This is a genomic window from Aquibium sp. ELW1220 (assembly GCF_030398385.1).
Classification (GTDB): domain Bacteria; phylum Pseudomonadota; class Alphaproteobacteria; order Rhizobiales; family Rhizobiaceae; genus Aquibium.
Genome location: NZ_JAOAOQ010000045.1, coordinates 15,748 through 32,302, shown reverse-complemented (window position 1 = coordinate 32,302; position 16,555 = coordinate 15,748). Strand labels below are relative to the sequence as shown.

The 16,555-nt window shown below is 66.6% G+C and carries 18 protein-coding genes; 13 read left to right on the top strand and 5 right to left on the bottom strand.

What is annotated here, in order from left to right; all coding sequences use genetic code 11:
• Nucleotides 1-54: 54 nt before the first annotated feature.
• The 6 genes from N1F91_RS26320 to N1F91_RS26295 all read left to right on the top strand — a co-directional run bounded on the left by N1F91_RS26320 (nucleotide 55) and on the right by N1F91_RS26295 (nucleotide 5,792).
• Nucleotides 55-942: a branched-chain amino acid ABC transporter permease gene (locus tag N1F91_RS26320; RefSeq protein ID WP_289996565.1), complete on the top strand. Its 888-nt coding sequence runs from the start codon at nucleotides 55-57 to the stop codon at nucleotides 940-942.
• Entirely contained in the window at nucleotides 939-1,937 is a 999-nt protein-coding gene (locus N1F91_RS26315) for a branched-chain amino acid ABC transporter permease (protein ID WP_289996563.1), read from the top strand. Before N1F91_RS26320 ends, N1F91_RS26315 begins: the two co-directional genes overlap by 4 nt.
• The gene (locus N1F91_RS26310) at nucleotides 1,934-2,701 is read left to right on the top strand and encodes an ABC transporter ATP-binding protein (protein ID WP_289996561.1); all 768 of its coding nucleotides are present in this window, start codon (nucleotides 1,934-1,936) and stop codon (nucleotides 2,699-2,701) included. The genes N1F91_RS26315 and N1F91_RS26310 overlap by 4 nt, the downstream gene beginning before the upstream one ends.
• Complete coding sequence (locus tag N1F91_RS26305; RefSeq protein ID WP_289996560.1) at nucleotides 2,694-3,398, top strand: ABC transporter ATP-binding protein; 705 nt, start codon at nucleotides 2,694-2,696, stop codon at nucleotides 3,396-3,398. The genes N1F91_RS26310 and N1F91_RS26305 overlap by 8 nt, the downstream gene beginning before the upstream one ends.
• A gap of 10 nt (nucleotides 3,399-3,408) precedes the next feature.
• On the top strand, nucleotides 3,409-5,043 hold the full coding sequence (locus N1F91_RS26300) for an AMP-binding protein (RefSeq protein WP_289996559.1): 1,635 nt from the start codon (nucleotides 3,409-3,411) through the stop codon (nucleotides 5,041-5,043).
• A 68-nt stretch (nucleotides 5,044-5,111) separates the two neighbouring features.
• Nucleotides 5,112-5,792, top strand: a complete 681-nt coding sequence (locus tag N1F91_RS26295) for a TetR/AcrR family transcriptional regulator (RefSeq protein WP_289996558.1) — start codon at nucleotides 5,112-5,114, stop codon at nucleotides 5,790-5,792.
• 253 nt (nucleotides 5,793-6,045) lie between these two features.
• Here N1F91_RS26295 and N1F91_RS26290 read toward each other — a convergent pair whose 3' ends face one another.
• Nucleotides 6,046-6,312, bottom strand: coding sequence for a sel1 repeat family protein (locus N1F91_RS26290; RefSeq protein ID WP_289996557.1), 267 nt, complete (start codon nucleotides 6,310-6,312; stop codon nucleotides 6,046-6,048).
• Nucleotides 6,313-6,741: 429 nt separating this feature from the next.
• On the opposite strand from N1F91_RS26290, the gene N1F91_RS26285 reads away from it, so the two are divergent.
• The gene (locus N1F91_RS26285; RefSeq protein ID WP_289996555.1) at nucleotides 6,742-7,083 is read left to right on the top strand and encodes a DUF2147 domain-containing protein; all 342 of its coding nucleotides are present in this window, start codon (nucleotides 6,742-6,744) and stop codon (nucleotides 7,081-7,083) included.
• A 91-nt stretch (nucleotides 7,084-7,174) separates the two neighbouring features.
• Here N1F91_RS26285 and N1F91_RS26280 read toward each other — a convergent pair whose 3' ends face one another.
• Nucleotides 7,175-7,879, bottom strand: a complete 705-nt coding sequence (locus N1F91_RS26280) for a glutathione S-transferase N-terminal domain-containing protein (protein ID WP_289996554.1) — start codon at nucleotides 7,877-7,879, stop codon at nucleotides 7,175-7,177.
• Between the two features lie 170 nt (nucleotides 7,880-8,049).
• On the opposite strand from N1F91_RS26280, the gene N1F91_RS26275 reads away from it, so the two are divergent.
• From N1F91_RS26275 to N1F91_RS26260, 4 genes are read left to right on the top strand one after another with little or no spacing between them, the layout of a single operon-like run.
• Nucleotides 8,050-8,217, top strand: a complete 168-nt coding sequence (locus N1F91_RS26275) for a hypothetical protein (protein WP_289996553.1) — start codon at nucleotides 8,050-8,052, stop codon at nucleotides 8,215-8,217.
• Nucleotides 8,218-8,265: 48 nt separating this feature from the next.
• Complete coding sequence (locus tag N1F91_RS26270) at nucleotides 8,266-8,463, top strand: hypothetical protein (RefSeq protein WP_289996552.1); 198 nt, start codon at nucleotides 8,266-8,268, stop codon at nucleotides 8,461-8,463.
• A 60-nt stretch (nucleotides 8,464-8,523) separates the two neighbouring features.
• Nucleotides 8,524-10,023: an AMP nucleosidase gene (locus N1F91_RS26265; protein ID WP_289996551.1), complete on the top strand. Its 1,500-nt coding sequence runs from the start codon at nucleotides 8,524-8,526 to the stop codon at nucleotides 10,021-10,023.
• A gap of 36 nt (nucleotides 10,024-10,059) precedes the next feature.
• Complete coding sequence (locus N1F91_RS26260; RefSeq protein WP_289996550.1) at nucleotides 10,060-11,085, top strand: endonuclease/exonuclease/phosphatase family protein; 1,026 nt, start codon at nucleotides 10,060-10,062, stop codon at nucleotides 11,083-11,085.
• Between the two features lie 42 nt (nucleotides 11,086-11,127).
• Here the strand turns inward: N1F91_RS26260 and N1F91_RS26255 are convergent, their stop codons facing one another.
• Together N1F91_RS26255 and N1F91_RS26250 are read right to left on the bottom strand one after the other, a co-directional pair.
• Nucleotides 11,128-11,730, bottom strand: a complete 603-nt coding sequence (locus tag N1F91_RS26255; protein ID WP_289996549.1) for a DUF922 domain-containing protein — start codon at nucleotides 11,728-11,730, stop codon at nucleotides 11,128-11,130.
• Nucleotides 11,731-12,046: 316 nt separating this feature from the next.
• Nucleotides 12,047-13,762 (bottom strand): electron transfer flavoprotein-ubiquinone oxidoreductase, encoded by a 1,716-nt coding sequence (locus N1F91_RS26250; protein ID WP_289996547.1) that lies wholly within the window; start codon nucleotides 13,760-13,762, stop codon nucleotides 12,047-12,049.
• Nucleotides 13,763-14,030: 268 nt separating this feature from the next.
• On the opposite strand from N1F91_RS26250, the gene N1F91_RS26245 reads away from it, so the two are divergent.
• Entirely contained in the window at nucleotides 14,031-14,687 is a 657-nt protein-coding gene (locus N1F91_RS26245) for a hypothetical protein (protein WP_289996546.1), read from the top strand.
• Nucleotides 14,688-14,747: 60 nt separating this feature from the next.
• Nucleotides 14,748-15,632: a uracil-DNA glycosylase family protein gene (locus N1F91_RS26240; protein WP_289996545.1), complete on the top strand. Its 885-nt coding sequence runs from the start codon at nucleotides 14,748-14,750 to the stop codon at nucleotides 15,630-15,632.
• A gap of 9 nt (nucleotides 15,633-15,641) precedes the next feature.
• On the opposite strand, the gene N1F91_RS26235 is transcribed toward N1F91_RS26240, so the two are convergent.
• The gene (locus N1F91_RS26235; RefSeq protein ID WP_289996544.1) at nucleotides 15,642-16,550 is read right to left on the bottom strand and encodes a glycosyltransferase family 2 protein; all 909 of its coding nucleotides are present in this window, start codon (nucleotides 16,548-16,550) and stop codon (nucleotides 15,642-15,644) included.
• Nucleotides 16,551-16,555 lie beyond the last annotated feature (5 nt).

The following is a 16,555-nucleotide window of genomic DNA, read 5'->3' as shown; positions in this document are numbered from 1 at the left end:
TGAACGGGAGCGCCGGCAACCGGCGCTTCCTCGCCAACACGACGGGAGGAAGTCTTGGCGGGAGACCTCATCACTATCCTGTTCAATGCGATGATCTGGGCCATGGCGACCTTCCTGGTCGCCTCCGGGCTGACGCTGGTCTTCGGCATCCTGCACGTGCTGAACTTCTCGCACGGCGGTTTCTTCATGATCGGCGGCTATGTCGCCTACACGGTTCTGTCGATGTTCGGCGCGGACATCCCGCTCTGGGCCTATCTGGTCGCGGCCATCGTGGCTTCGGTTGCGATGGGCGGAACCGGAGTGGCCGTCGATACGCTGGTCTTCCGGCGACTGAAATCCGTCGACGGCGTCTACGTCCTGATCGCCACCTATGCCCTTCTGCTCGTGTGCGATGGCGTCGTGAAGCTGATCTGGGGGCTGAACTATCTCAGCGTCTCCCCGCCCAGGGAGCTGCTGGACGTCATCTTCCTCGGCGGCGCGATCTTGCCGACATTCTCGATCTTCGTGATCCTGTCGGGGGTCGTCGTCTTTCTCGTCCTCGATTATGTCCTCAATCGCACCTCCGCCGGCCGTATCCTGCAGGTCATCGCGATCGACCCCTGGATGGCAGGCGTCGTCGGCATCAACGTCTCCTCCGTGTATCGGTGGACGGTGATCACCGGCTTCGCGCTCGCGGGCCTCGCCGGCGGACTGCTCGTGGCCAACCAGAGCCTGTCGCCGGATCTCGCCGGGATCTTCATCCTGCAGGCTTTCGGGGTCGTCATCGTCGGCGGCATGGGATCGGTCAGGGGAGCGTTCGTCGCGTCGATCTTCCTCGGCCTCGTCGAAGCGCTCAGCGCCACCTACCTGCCGAATTACCCGGGCGTGCTCTTCTTCGCCACCATCGCCCTCGTTCTCATCGTCCGCCCGGAAGGGCTTCTCAGCCGGCAGGCCACGACATGACCATTGCGCGCGTCCGTCCGGCCATCTTCTTCTCGCTCCTCGCGCTGCTCGTGGCTGGCGCCCTGATCGTGCCGCACGTGGCCAATCGCGGCGTCGTCTTTCTGAGCGGCGTCGTCGCGATAAACGTCGTCTTCGGCATCGCCTTCAACCTCGCCTTCGCCAAGGCCGGGATACTCTCCTTCGGCAACGCGATGTTCTTCGCCGTCGGCGCCTATTGCGCCGGCTACCTCATCACGCAGCAGAACCATCTGCCCTTCGTGGTCATCCTGCTGGCTGCGGCCGGCTGCGGTGGCCTGCTCGCCCTCGTCACGGGCCTTCTCGCACTTCGGCGGGCGAGCGGCGTCTACTTTGCCGTCATCACGCTCGCGGTCGGCGCGCTCGTCCACGTCCTCATCATGAAACTCAACTTCCTGGGCCGCAACGACGGCCTCGTCGGGGTCAACCGCCCGATCATCGACCTCGGCCTCGTCGAGCTGGACCTCGCCCGCGGCGATGCCTATTACTACTTCATCATCGCAAGCTGCGCCCTGCTCGTCACGCTCATGTGGGTGCTCTGGTCCAACCGGTTCGGCCGATCCCTGCAAGGCGTGAAGTCGGACCCGATGCGGGCGAGCTTCCTTGGCATCGACATCGACCGCAAGCGATTGATCGCGCTCGTCCTGTCGGGTTCGATCACGGCACTGGCCGGCGCGATCTACGCGCCATGGGCGCAGATCGTCACGCCCGAACTGGCACATTGGAGCTTCTCCACCATGCCGCTGCTGTTCACGCTGCTCGGCGGCAGCGCCTTCTTCCTCGGCCCGGCCGTGGGCGCCATCCTCTTCGGCCTGCTCGACTATGCGACGCGCTCGCTGATCGGCATATCCGACCTGCTGGTCGGCGGCCTGCTGCTCGCGGTCGTGCTGTCGGTACCCGGCGGCGTGCTTGGACTGCTCGGCAGTCTACTCGCACGCGTTCGCGCGCCCTCTTCGCCGCGCCGCGAGGGACGCGCATGAGCACCCTCCTGGACGCGCGCGGCATCTTCAAGGACTACGGCCGCATCAAGGTCCTGAAGAACGTCGATCTCGACCTCGGCGAGGGCGAGCGACATGTCGTCATCGGGCCGAACGGCGCCGGCAAGACGACCCTCTTCAAGGTCCTGTCGGGCGAAACTCGCCCGAGCGCGGGCACCATCAGCCTCAACGGACGCGACGTCACGCACGAGGCGGGCTTCATGCGGACGAGATCGGGGGTCGGCCGCTCGTTCCAGGTTGCGCGCGTCTTCCTCGAGATGACCGCGCTCGACAACATCATCGTCGCCGTCGAGGCCCGCGAGGCGACACGGAGGCCATGGGCGGGGCTCCTGCGGCTGTCGGCGGCAAGGACCGTCGCGGACGAGGCGGAATCCCTGCTTGCCGCGCTCGGCCTCGCGGCAGCGCGAGAGACACCGGCTGAAACGCTGAGTCATGGCGACAGGAAGCGACTGGAACTCGCCATGAACCTCGCGCTCAGGCCAAAGCTGCTCATGCTGGACGAGCCGACCGCTGGCATGTCGCCCACGGACCGGCAGGCGGCGGTCAACCTGATCGACAAGGTCGTGCGCGAAAACGGTCTCAGCCTGCTTCTGACCGAGCACGACATGGGCGTCGTCTTCCAGCTCGGCACGCGCATCTCCGTGCTTCACTATGGCGAGGTGGTGGTGAGCGGTCTGCCCGCCGAGGTCCGCGCCAATCCCCTGGTTCGCGAAATCTACCTCGGACGCAATGCCGGCCATGCTTGAAGTCAGCCATCTCGACGCCTTCTACGGGCAAAGCCACATCCTCCACGCCATCGACTTGCGTCTGGCAGCGGGCGAGAGCGTGGCACTGCTCGGCCGCAACGGTGCCGGCAAGAGCACCTTCCTCAAGACGCTGCTGAACGCGGGTCCGCGCGGCAGCGGGCAGATAGCACTGGACGGACGGCCGCTCTCCACCGAGGCGACACATGTGCGCGCTCGGCGCGGCCTGGCACTCGTCCCCGAAGACCGGCGCATCTTCCCCAAGCTGACCGTTGCCCAGAACATCGAGATGGGCTGCCATGCGGCAGCGGACGGCAAGGCCTGCTATTCTCTCGACGAGATCATCGCGCTGCTGCCGATGGTCGGGCCGCTCGTCGACAGGCTCGGCTACCAGCTCTCCGGCGGCCAGCAGCAGATGGTCGCGATCGCGCGCGGGATCGTCTCGCGACCGAAGGTGCTGATGCTCGACGAGCCGGCGGAAGGGCTCGCGCCCGTCATCGTCGATGAACTCGGCGACGCCATCAACCGGATCCGCCGCTCCGAAGGGATGGCGATGATCATCACCGAACAGAACCTCGATTTCGCCCGCGAGACCTCCGACCGGCTGTATCTGCTCGACGTCGGCGAAGTGGTTTTCTGCGGGTCATGGGCCGATTTCGACGATCGTCCCGATCTCGTGGATCGATATCTGGCGTTGTAGGAGAACGTAAATGGCGCGCGACGAACGCTGGAACGTTTCGCATGGAAAGGACGATGTTGCGCGTTTCCGCGCCAGTGGAGCCTGGCGCAACCGAACCATCGCCGACGATGCGCGCGACATGGCGGCAAGCGATCCGGACGTCGTGCTGTGGGTCGAGGGCGACAACAGGCTGACCGCCGGCGAAGCCTTTGCACAGGCGCGGAACCTCGCCGCGAACCTCCACCGCATGGGATTGCGGGAGGGTGACGTCGTCAGTTTCCAGTTGCCGAACTGGACCGAAACGGTGGTGCTCGACATCGCCTGCGTGCTGCTGGGACTGGTCGTCAATCCTGTCGTTCCGATCTACCGGGACGCCGAGTTGCAGATGATCCTCGCCGACTGCGGGGCAAAGATCCTGTTCGTGCCGGAGGAATTTCGCGGCGTCCGCTTCGCCGAAATGGTGGAAAAGCTGCGGCCGCGCCTGCCCGGCCTGGACCATGTCGTGGTCGTCCGCGGCGCGCAGCGCGCCGGTGCGACACGCTTCGAGGAACTCCTCGAACCCGGAGACCTCGACGCGGTGCCCTGGCCCGTGCAGCGGCCGGAGGCGATCAAGATGATCATGTATACCTCCGGCACGACCGGGCGACCGAAGGGGGTTCTCCACACGCACGAGACGCTCGCCCGCGCCATGCAGGCCTGTTTCGATCATTGGGAACTGCGGCGGGGCGACTGGACGCTGATGCCCTCGCCCGTGACCCATGTCACAGGCTTCTCCTACGGCATCGAATGGCCGCTCGTCGTCGGAACCCGAACGGTGTTCATGGAGCGCTGGCATGCCGCGGAAGCCGTCGATCTCGTCGATGACTTCGGCGTGGCGGTCACGGTCGGCGCGACGCCTTTCCTGGCGGAACTGATCGAGGCGGCCGACAAGGCCGGCTCGCGCCTCCCCAGCCTGAACGTGTTCGGCTGCGGCGGCGCAGCGGTGCCGCCGGGGCTGATCCGTCGCGCCAACAGCGCCTTTGCCAACAGCTGCGCCTTTCGCATCTACGGGGCGACGGAAGCACCCGTGGTCACGCTCGGCTATCTGGGAGCCGCCGGCGCCGATGCCGCCGCCGACACGGACGGCGAGATCGTCGGATACGAGGTCCGGGTGGTCGACGACGAAGGCAACGACGTCCCCGCCGGCGGGGACGGCGAGATCATCGTGCGTGGCCCGTCGCTGTTCCTCGGCTATCTCGATCCGGCGGACAGGCAGGGGGCACTGGACGCCGACGGATATTTCCGCACGGGCGACATCGGGCGTATCGTCAACGGCAACGGCATACTGGTGACCGGTCGCAAGAAGGACCTGATCATCCGGGGCGGCGAGAACCTGTCGGCGAAGGAGATCGAGGACGCGCTCCACCGGCACGAGGCCGTTCGCGAGGCAGCGGTCGTCTCCATGCCGCACGCCCGGCTGGGCGAGACGGTCTGCGCCTACGTCATTCCCGCCGGACCGGCGCGTCCGGACGTCCGCGACATGGCCGCCTTTCTCGACGGTGCCGGCCTTGCCCGACAAAAATACCCGGAGCGAATAGAGTATGTCGACGACTTCCCGAGAACTGCATCGGGCAAGGTCCGAAAGGACATGTTGCGCAAGCGCATCGCCGGAGAAGTAGCCGTCTGACGGGCGTGGTCATCTTGCGATCGCAGGTGATGGAACCTATGCCTATCGAGATGAAGATCCGGAAGGCCATGACAGACATCGAAGCTCCCGACGCACGAAAGCCGAGGGAGCGCCGCCCGCGCCAGCCGTCCGCAAAGCAGCTCAGGCGCAACGCCGAAACCCGATTGAAGATCGTCCATGCCGCCGGCGTCATTGTGGGACGGCATGGCTATGCCGGATGTTCGATCTCCCGCATCACGGCCGAGGCCGGGGTGGCGCACGGCGCGTTCTATCTGCACTTCAAGTCGCAGCAGGATCTGTTCGACATCCTGCTCCCAGAGCTCGGCACCGAAATGGTCGCTTCGATTGCAAAAGCAGTGCGTGGCGCCCCCACGCTCGAGGAGATGGAGCGGCGGGGCATCACCGCCAACATCGCCTATCTGGTTGCGAACCCGCACATCTACCGGGTCATGTCGGAAGCGACTCTGCATGCGCCATCGGCCTTCAAGCTGCATCACGACCTGCTGATCCAGGGGTACCAGCGTTCGCTGAGGCGGCTCCTCGGCGCTCGCGCGCCCGATGACCGGCAACTGGAGGCGTTCGCCTCCATCCTGATGGGCGCGCGATCCTTCCTCTTCATGCGCTTCGCCGTGGACGGACCGACCATCCGTCCCCTCGATCCGGACATGATCGAAACCTATGTCCAGTTCGTGCTGGCGGGGCTCGATCGTCTCGCCGAGCGCCAGCCGGTCGCCGAGAGCCACGCCTGATCGTCCGCCCAAATCGAGGTCCCGAAAAGCGAAACCGCGCCGGCCTCCCCGGGCCGGCGCGGTTTTGGTAGCGGCCGTCCGTCGCGCTGTCCTTCAACCGCGACGATCCGTCTTCTCCCGCTCTCCCTGCCCCTCTTTTCCGACGCCGTCCGTATCGCAATCCTTAAGATCGGGCGATTGCGGACGATAAATTTCGACCGAACGTTGCGCAGTCTCGACAGCCCTCGCGCCGCGGAGCGAGCGGACGATGCGATCAGTGCATCGTCATCCATTCGCGCGCCTCGCGGAGCGCCCGGGCGATCTCCAGCTTGGTCATCGAGGCGGCAACCTCGCCGCGCAGCCGGGCGGCGCGGTCCGAGCCCTTGATGGCGGCGATGTTGAACCACTTGTGCGCGGCGACCATGTCGACCGCGCAGTCGCGGCCGGTGGCGTACATCATGCCGAGTTCGAAGAGAATGTCGGCCTGGGCGTTGTTTCCGATGTCGCCGAAACCGGCGTCGAGCATTTCGAAGCGTGCCATTGTTCCAGTCCCCGTTTGTCTCGTGGAAGCTGCGGTTGTTTTCGTCTTCCGCTGTTCTTCCGATGCTTCACAGGATGCCGGGAAGCCTTGAATCCGTCGTTAAATGGCTTGCTTAACCTGGTGAAAACAAAACTAAAACAAGAGGTAAAGGCGAGATTCCGTTAAGGATGGGAATGGCGGAATTCCGCGGATTCGCCGAAATTTCGCTTCAAATGCGCGGCGGCCGTCAAAACCCTTCGCTAACCACGCGAAACGGTCGGTGGAAGCGCAGCGCCCGATCGGCCGCGACGAGCGGACTCCGATGCCACCGAAAATTTCGTTCGCCTTCCGCTGGGACACCGCTTCCGCGCCTCGTCGCGTTGGTTTACGTTGACGTTCGCGTAAGTTCTCGCCGGCCACACGGCCCGGCCAGACGAAGGAGAGGACATCATGAAGCGCATTTTCGCACTGACCGCGGCGGCGGTGCTCATGTCGGCAGGAGCGGCATTCGCCGACCCGATCGAAGGAAACTGGAAGACGACGTCCGGCGAGACGGCCGTCATCGCGCCGTGCGGCGGCGAGTTCTGCATCAAGCTGAAGACCGGCAAGCATGCCGGCAAGCAGATCGGCAAGATGAGCCTCAACGGCGCCAATGCCTACAAGGGGACGATCACGGACCCGAGCGAGGAAAAGACCTACAGCGGCACCGGCAAGCTTTCGGGCGCCTCGCTGACGATGAAGGGCTGCGTGGCGGCCATCTTCTGCAAGTCGCAGACCTGGTCGAAGCTGTAACGCCGGTCCGGCCAGCACCGGCAAGACGAAAAAAGCCCGGGCGGCGCGACAGCGCCGCCCGGGCTTTTTCATGGACGCAGCGGATCGGCCGTCAGGCGCGGGCCTTCTGGCCGAACAGGATCTTCTGCGCTTCCTTGTCGTCGGCAAGATTGCGGCGGTGCTCCTGGCCGACGGCCATGGCGCGTTCGACGGCGGGCCGCGCCATGACGGTCTCGAACCAGCGCTTCAGGTTCGGAAAGTCGTCGATCTCCTGGCCCTGGTTCTTGTATGGCTTCACCCAGCCCACGCAGGCCATGTCGGCAATCGAATAATCGCCGGCGAGGAAGTCGCGGTCGGCGAGGCGCCGGTTCATGACGCCGTAGAGCCGGTTGACCTCGTTGGTGTAGCGGTCGATGGCGTAGGGCACCTTTTCCGGCGCGTACTGGCGGAAGTGGTGCGTCTGCCCGGCCATCGGGCCGAGGCCGCCCATCTGCCAGAACAGCCATTCGTCCACCGCCACGCGGGCGCGCTCGTCCGTCGGATAGTACTGTCCGAACTTGCGTCCGAGATATTGCAGGATCGCGCCGGACTCGAAGACCGAGATCGGCTGACCGCCGGGACCCTCCGGATCGACGATGGCGGGCATGCGGTTGTTTGGCGCGATCGCCAGGAAGGACGGCTCGAACTGCTCGCCCTTGCCGATGTTGACGAATTTCACCTCGTAGGGAACACCGAGTTCCTCGAGCATGATGGTGATCTTCCAGCCGTTCGGCGTCGGCCAGTAATAGAGATCGATCGGTGTGGTCTGGGTGCCCATGCATCCCTCCGTTGTTCGCATCGGCGCCAAGAAAAGCCCTCCGGCCGATGAAGGCAAGACCGCTCGACTGGTCCAGCGGTCATCTTAACGTGTTTGAACGCCCCATGAACGGCCCCCTCAGCGGCGGTTCAGTCCGGCCGTGCGAAAACGCCAGCATGGAGGGACAAACCATGCACGCCAGACGCCTCGTGATCGCCAGCCTGACCGTTCTCGCCGCCGGACTGGCGCTTGCCATCGTGGTCGCCCAGACGAGCCGGGACGCCTTCTCCTGGGAGATCGGGCTCTTCATTCCCTGCGTCTTCGAGGAGGGGCTGGTCTGCCGGCCGCCGCGGCGCTGACGCCGCGATCCCCAACCCGCGCCGGAACCCGAACCGAAAGACGCTCCCATGACCTTCCAGCTTCCCCACCGCTTCTCGCCCGGCGCAGCACTCGCCCGGATCGCTCTCGTGCTGGCGCTCATGACGGCGCCGATGCTGGCGCTGGCCGGCGCAGAAGACGGCGGCGGCCGGTTCGTCGGCAGCGAGATCCAGCGCTCCAACGGCGCCGGGCTGGTCATCGTGTTCGGGCTGCAACGCGCCCGATAATCCAATCTTGCGGGGCGGCTCCCCCCTCGCACTGTCACGATCCGATCCCTATAATGGGACATGGAAAAGCGAATCTACCCCCGAGCCATTGCCACGATCGACCGGCCGGAGCCCTATGCCCGCCAGAGCTTCACCACGGCCGAGGAGGCGGTGGGCGCGCTGAAAGTGCTCTACGACCGCAACACCACCTTCCTGCGCGAGGCCTTCAACGGCCTGTCGAGTTCAGGCGCTCCGGACAGGCGCTTCAGGGCCTGCTATCCCGAGGTCGGCGTCACGGTGGCGAGCTACGATCCCGTCGACACGCGCCTGGCCTACGGCCACATGCCCTCGCCCGGCCAGTACGCCACCACCATCACCCGGCCCGACCTGTTCGAGAGCTACCTCACCGAGCAGTTCAGGCACATCATCCGCAATCACGGCGTTCCGATCACGGTGGGTGAATCCGAGACGCCGATCCCCGTCCACTTCGCCTTCCTGGAAGGCACGCATGTCGAGGCTTCGGTCGCCGATCGCATCAAGCGGCCGTTGCGCGACATCTTCGACGTGCCGGATCTCAACGGCACCGACGACCATATCGCCAACGGCACCTACGAGCCTGCGCCGGGCGAGCCTTCGCCGCTGGCGCCGTTCACCGCTCAGCGCATCGACTATTCGCTGCACCGGCTGTCGCACTACACGGCGACGAGCCCGTCGCATTTCCAGAACTTCGTGCTGTTCACCAACTACCAGTTCTACATCGACGAGTTCGTGGCGCTGGCGCGGGGCATGATGGCGCGCGGCGGCGAGGGCTATGCGAGCTTCGTGGAGCCCGGCAACATCGTCACGCTGCCCGGCGAACCGGAAGAGAACCCCGTCGCCATCGCCCGCATGCCGCAGATGCCGGCCTATCACCTGACGCGGCCCGACCACGGCGGCATCACCATGGTCAACATCGGCGTCGGCCCCTCGAATGCCAAGACCATCACCGACCACATCGCGGTGCTCAGGCCCCATGCCTGGCTGATGCTCGGCCATTGCGCCGGGCTGCGCAACACCCAGGCGCTGGGCGACTACGTGCTGGCGCATGCCTACGTCCGCGAGGACCACGTGCTCGATGACGACCTGCCGGTCTGGGTGCCGATCCCGGCGCTGGCCGAGGTACAGGTGGCGCTGCAGGAGGCGGTGGCGGAGGTGACCGGGCTGTCGGGCTACGACCTGAAGCGCATCATGCGCACCGGCACGGTCGCCACCATCGACAACCGCAACTGGGAACTGCGCGACCAGCGCGGCCCGGTGCAGCGGCTGTCGCAGTCGCGCGCCATCGCTCTCGACATGGAATCGGCCACCATAGCGGCCAACGGCTTCCGCTTCCGCGTGCCCTACGGCACCCTGCTCTGTGTCTCTGACAAGCCGCTGCACGGGGAACTGAAGCTGCCCGGCATGGCGACGGATTTCTACAAGCGCCAGGTCGCCCAGCACCTGATCATCGGCATGAAGGCGATGGAGCGGCTGGCCGCCATGCCGGTCGAGCGGCTGCATTCGCGCAAGCTGCGCAGCTTCTCGGAAACCGCGTTCCAGTAGCGGTTTCTTGAAACGGACATGATTGCGGGGCACCGCATGGCAATGCCCCGCTTCCGCGCCCTCGCCACCTCCGGCCCTGCCAGGGCCGCAGCCCTGCTCCTCGCGCTGGCGATCTCGATGCCGCTGGTGGCGGGTTTCCTCGGCCGGCTGCATCCGGCGCTCGACGCCTTCTCCCATTTCCGCGCGCATCTCGCCGTTTTGCTGGCGATGGCCTGCCTGGTTCTCCTGGCGACGCGGCAATGGCTGCATGGCGCCGTGGGGCTGGTGCTGGCGATCGGCGCTGTCGCCACCACCGGCGGGTTCCTGCCCTGGCATGCGGTGGCTTCCGGCGCGGCGACCGAGGCTGCCGGCGCCGGGCCACGCTACCGGCTGCTGCACCTCAACATGCGCTACGACCATCCCGATCCGGGGCGCGTCCTGTCGCTGATCGGGCGCACGCGGCCGGACGTGGTGACGCTGAACGAGGCCTCCCCGGCCTGGCGTCAGAGCCTGCGCGCCATCGCGGCAGCCTATCCCCACCGGCTCGACTGCCCCGACGAGCGGTCGGTCGGCAGCGTGCTGATCCTCTCGCGCCGTCCCTTCCTGGACCTCGGTGCCTGTGGCCTTGGCGGACGCTTCGGCCTCGTCACCGTGGATTTCGGAGGCCACGCCGTCGAGATCGCCAGCCTGCACCTGCTCTGGCCCTGGCCATTCGCACAGCCGAAACAGATCGAGGAACTGCTGCCGGTCCTCGGCGCTCTCGGCGAGCATGCGCTCTTGGCGGGCGATTTCAACGCCGCCGACTGGAGCGCGTCCGTGCGGCGCATCGCTGCGGCCGGCGGTTTCACGTCGATGCCGCGCCTGGGGCCGACCTGGCTCGTGCGGTCGGCGCCCGACGTTCTACGGCGCTGGATCGGGCTGCCGATCGACCACGTGCTGGCCAAGCAGGGCGTGGTGCTGCTCGATGCGCGGCGGCTGGATGACGTCGGTTCCGACCACCTTCCGGTTCTGGTGGAGTTCACGCTGCGGCCGCAACCTACCACCGGCGACATCGCCATCGCCGGTCTCGACGCCGCCCGCTGACCTGCCGACGGCCGGATGCCCTCCCGTCCGCCGGCCCCGTGCTCAGCGTTTGCCGATCAGGGCGAGGATGCTCTTGTCGACAGCGCCGCCGTCGCGGTGCTCCTTCAGATCGAATGCCGCCTGCTTCTTCTTGTTGGCGGCATACTTCGCCTGGATCTCGCGCTCGAACTGCGACAGCGCCTTCCAGCAGGATGGTCCGTCCTTGACGGCGAAGCCGCGGAGATGGCCGTCGATCTCGCTGGCAAGCTCCCGGGCGATCCGGCCGTGGGTCTGTTCATGGCGGATGTTGTCGGCCTGGAAGAGCTTCCAGCGGCGGGCCAGGTCGCGGTCGAGCGTCCCGCGCGGCTTGGGGTAGATGTAGGTGATCTTCATCGTGACGCTGCCGCCCTTGATGCGGCAGACGCCCTTCTCATGCACGAACTTGCCGTCGGGCTTGGTCTCGTAGCGCGTCTGCGCGATCGCCTTGGTCAAGAAGCCATGGCGTGGCCCGCGCCGGTTCATGTCGAGAAACAGCTCGACGCCCGTCTTGCCGGAAATCTCGTAATACTCGGTCTTCTCGGTGATCCGGGTCTTGGCATGGGCGGAGTTCGCGAAGGGCAATACGAAAAGCAGCAGCGTTGTCAGAGCGACCCCCAGCCTGCACATGCCGTCACCACCCTCCGTTGCCCGAAGCCATGGTACACGCGCCGGAGCAACTTGCAATCGGAAGATGAAGCCGGCATCGTCAGCGGGACATGCTTGCACAGACCTTGCGGATCGCCGACCACCGCGCCGGCCCGGCGACCTGAACCTCGCTCAGCCGGTCGACCAGCAAGCCGGCGCTGCGCCGTTCGATGACGTGCAACATGCCAAGCCCACGAAGCCGGCCTGAACACGGGAAGAGCCAGCGCAAGCCAAGTGCCCGCGCTGGCCTTGAACGGTTGTCTGCGACAGGTCGGCGCCCGAGTCCGACCGCGCCCGATCACATGTTCGGATACACCGGTCCCTCGCCACCCTGCGGCGGCACCCAGTTGATGTTCTGGTTCGGGTCCTTGATGTCGCAGGTCTTGCAGTGGACGCAGTTCTGCGCGTTGATGACGAAGCGCGCCTCGGGGTTCTTGTGCGAAACTTCGCCGCCCTTGGCCGAAGCACCCGGGCCGCCGGCCAGCGCATTGCCGTCGGCATCGACCCATTCGTAGACGCCGGCAGGGCAGTAGCGGGTCGAGGGGCCGGAAAAGACGCCGTATTCGGACGCCTTCTGAAGTTCCTGGTCCTTGACCTTGAGGTGGATCGGCTGGTCCTCCTCGTGGTTGGTGTTGGACAGGAACACAGACGACAGCCGGTCGAAGGTCAGTACGCCGTCGGGCTTGGGATAGTCGATGCGCTTGTGCCGGTCGGCCGGCTCCAGCGCCGCGTAGTCCGGCTTGCCGTGCTTCATGGTGCCGAAGAAGGAGAAGCCGAAGAGCGAGTTCGTCCACATGTCGAGCCCGCCAAGGCCGACGCCAAGCCAAAGGCCCAGGCGCGACCACAGCGGCTTGACGTTGCGCACCGTCTTCAGGTCCTTGCCGATCTCCGACCCGCGCCAGGCGGCTTCGTAGCCCGAAATCTCGTCGGCCGAACGACCGCCGGCGATCGCCTCGGCGACGTGCTCGGCCGCCATCATGCCCGACAGCACGGCGTTGTGAGACCCCTTGATGCGCGGCACGTTGACGAAGCCGGCCGAGCAGCCGATCAGCGCGCCGCCCGGGAAGGTGAGCTTCGGCACCGACTGGAAGCCGCCTTCGGTGATGGCACGCGCGCCGTAGGAAAGCCGCTTGCCGCCCTCGAAGGTGTCACGGATCGCCGGGTGCGTCTTGAAGCGCTGGAATTCCTCGAAGGGCGAGACGTAGGGGTTCTTGTAGTTCAGGTGGACGACGAAGCCGACCGCCACCTGGTTGTCCTCGAGATGATAGAGGAAGGAGCCGCCGCCGGTGGCGTTGTCGAGCGGCCAGCCGAAGGAATGCTGCACGAGGCCGGGCTTGTGCTTGTCGGGCGCCACCTGCCAGAGTTCCTTCAGCCCGATGCCGAACTTCTGCGGCTCGCGACCGTCGGACAGGCCGAACTTCGCGATCAGCTGCTTGGCGAGCGAGCCGCGAACGCCCTCGCCGATCAGCGTGTACTTGCCGTGCAGTTCCATGCCAGGCGCGTAGTTCGGACCCTTCGACCCGTCGCGCTCGATGCCCATGTCGCCGGTGGCGACGCCCTTCACGGCGCCCTTGTCGTCGTAGAGCACCTCGACGGCCGCAAAGCCCGGATAGATCTCGACGCCCAGCGCCTCGGCATGGCCGGCCAGCCAGCGGCAGACATTGCCGAGCGAGACGATGTAGTTGCCGTGGTTGTTCATCAGCGGCGGCATCAGCATGTTCGGCACCCGCACCGAGCCCGCGGGTCCAAGCACCAGGAAATGATCGTCGGTGACAGCTGTCTTGAAGGGATGGTCGGTCTCGGAACGCCATTCCGGCAGGAGCCTGTCGACGCCGACCGGATCGACGACGGCGCCCGACAGGATGTGCGCACCCACTTCGGCGCCCTTCTCGAGCACGACGACGGAGAGCTCCGGGTTGACCTGCTTCAGGCGGATCGCCGCGGCAAGGCCCGCCGGCCCCGCGCCGACGATCACCACGTCGAATTCCATGCTCTCGCGTTCAACTTCGCTCATCGTCATCCTCCTGCTTTCCGGCCGTCGCCGGATGGCGTTCGTATCGATCGGCCTCAGCGCATCGGGCGGTCTTAGCGCATCGGGTTCGAAATGCGATAGCACAGGCGCCGACCGCGTCAAATTCACCTGGCTGACGGTCCCGGTATCGATGCAACTTAATTACCTTGACGTAAACGTCAACGCGACATTCCGTTCCGGCCTGCATCACGAAATCGCCGGTTGCCTGTGCGAATGCCTGCCCCATACTGCCGGAATGGAGGATGGAGCGATGCGGTTCCGGCGGCGCGATCTGAGGGTGTGGACGTGTGCCGTCCTCCTTGGCGTCGCCGTGGCTCTCCCGGCCGGCCGGGCGGCCGAGGATACGTCGCGCGATCGCCTCGCCGATGCGCCCGCGGGACCTGCGGTCCGCGCATGGCGCGCCGGCGCCTACGCCTTTTCCGATGAACTCGGCGGCTTTCGCATCCTGTCGGTTTCCGGACGCGGAACCAGGGCCGATCCGATCGTCCTGGTGCAGGAATTCGCATCCGCCAGCCCGGTCACGCTCGTCATCCGGGCGATCGGGCCGGTGCGGGCCTTCGCCCATGAGGAAGGCGTCGCCAACGGCTTCATCCGGCTGGTCGTGGTGGCGGTCAATGGCAGCGGGCTCGCCTGGTCGCAGTTCGAATTCGAACTGCAGGAGACGCTCGGAGAACCCAGCGTCTATGGCGACGGCCTCTCCTTCGACCAGAACCGCCGCGACGGCGACGGCATCGTCTCGGACGCCTTCGGCCGCTTCGACCGCGCCTACGAACCGCACGACCGGCTGCGGTTCGAGGACGGCTTCGTGGACCCGGGCAAACAGGCGCGATTCGCGTTCCTGATCTCCGACTTCACGCCGGTCGCCGAGTTCTACCTGGTGCAGGACCCACGCATTCCCGCGTCGTGAGGCCGGGAGCGGAAAGGATCGCCATTTCCCTCGCCTGCCAAAACCGTCTAGAACCCGGCGATGGACTCCGGCCTGCCCGACCTCAGGGAACTGCTGCTCTTCTACGCCGATGCAGGCGTCGACGAGGCGCTGGAGGATTCCCCGGTCGACCGCTTCGCCGAGAGCGCGCCACTCAGGCGCAATGCCGGCGCATCGGGCGGGGCACTGCGGCAGGATGGGCCCTCCCCGCGCGTCGGCGAGGCGGCGGCCGGGCAGGCCTCTTCCGTCCCGGCTGCACGCGGATCGCGCGCGCTGCCGCCCCCTGTGCGCCCGGAGCCGGCTGCGGCCGTCCCGGACGAGGCGCAGGCGGCGCGGGCGCGCGAACTCGCGCGTTCGGCTGCCTCGATGGAGGAACTGCGCGAACTTCTCGCCGCCTTCGACGGCTGCAACCTGAAATCGACGGCCAAGACCCTGGTCTTCTCCGACGGCAATCCGCAGGCCGACATCATGTTCGTGGGCGAAGCGCCGGGTCGCGAGGAGGATCTGGAGGGACTGCCCTTCGTCGGCCGGTCCGGCCGGCTGCTCGACCAGATGCTGGCCGCCATCGGCCTCGACCGTTCCAGCGCCTATATCGCCAACGTCATCCCCTGGCGACCGCCCGGGAACCGCACCCCGACCCCGATCGAGACCGAGATCTGCCGCCCCTTCATCGAACGGCAGGTGGAACTGGCCAATCCCAAGGTGCTGGTGACGCTCGGCGGTCCGTCGGCAAAGGTGCTGCTGCATGCCAGCGAGGGCGTGCTGCGGATGCGCGGCACCTGGAAGTCCCACACGACCGCATCGGGCGTGACGATCCCGGCCATGCCGACGCTGCATCCGGCCTATCTGCTGCGCAACCCGGCGCACAAGAAGCTGGCCTGGCGCGATTTCCTGGAGATCAAGGCGAAGCTGCGCGCGCTCGGCTGAGGTTTCCGGTCAGCCGTCGCGCAGGGCCTGCCGCAACCGTCGGCGCTGGCGGCGGCCGGGGCCGTAGGCCGCCACCAGCGCCCACGCGGAATGGCCGAGCGACGGGCTCTCCCGGCTGATACGGTAGTCGCGCCAGGCGCCGCCGATCTCGCCCTGCACGATCCTCGACAGCAGACGTCGCGACACCATGTAGGCGGCCAGCGTCGCGTATCGCTCGCGGTACGCCGGATGTCTTGCCACCAGGGCCGCGAAAGCCTCGACATAGCCGCCATGCGGCAGCGAGATCGAATCCGGACTGGTGTGCTTGACCCAGTCCACGTCCGGCAGCACCAGCGCGCCGTGGTGGCGCGACAGGCGCAGCAGCAGGTCGCGGTCCTGCAGCCGCATCAGCGTTTCGTCGAACAGCCCGGCCCTCTCGAGGGCGTCCCGTCGTGCCGTGATTGCAGAACCGGCGATCGAGACGGTGTCGGCGACGATCGCCTGTTCGAGCCCGCCGGCATCGAGGCGAGCCGGGGGGTTGGCAACGCGGCGCACGGTCCCGTTCTTCTCCTGATCGAACGAACTGATGGTCACGGCGAGCGCCGGATCCCGATCGAAAAGCGCGATGGTCCGCTCGAGCCGCCCCGGCAGGAACTCGTCATCGGAATCGAGGAAGGTGACGAGCGGCGCCCGCGAGGCCCGGATGCCGGCGTTGCGGGCGGCGTTCGCGCCGCGCCATTCCGGCAGCGACAGTACCCGCAGGCGGTCGCCTGCCCGTTCGGCCAGAGCCTCGCGCGTGCCGTCGGTCGAGCCGTCATCCACGACGACGTGCTCCCAGTCCGCGAACGACTGCGCCCGAACGCTGTCGATCGCACGCAGCACCGCATCCCGGCGATTTCGGGCAGGTGTGACAACGGTGATGCGCGCAACCTCCGACATCGCGC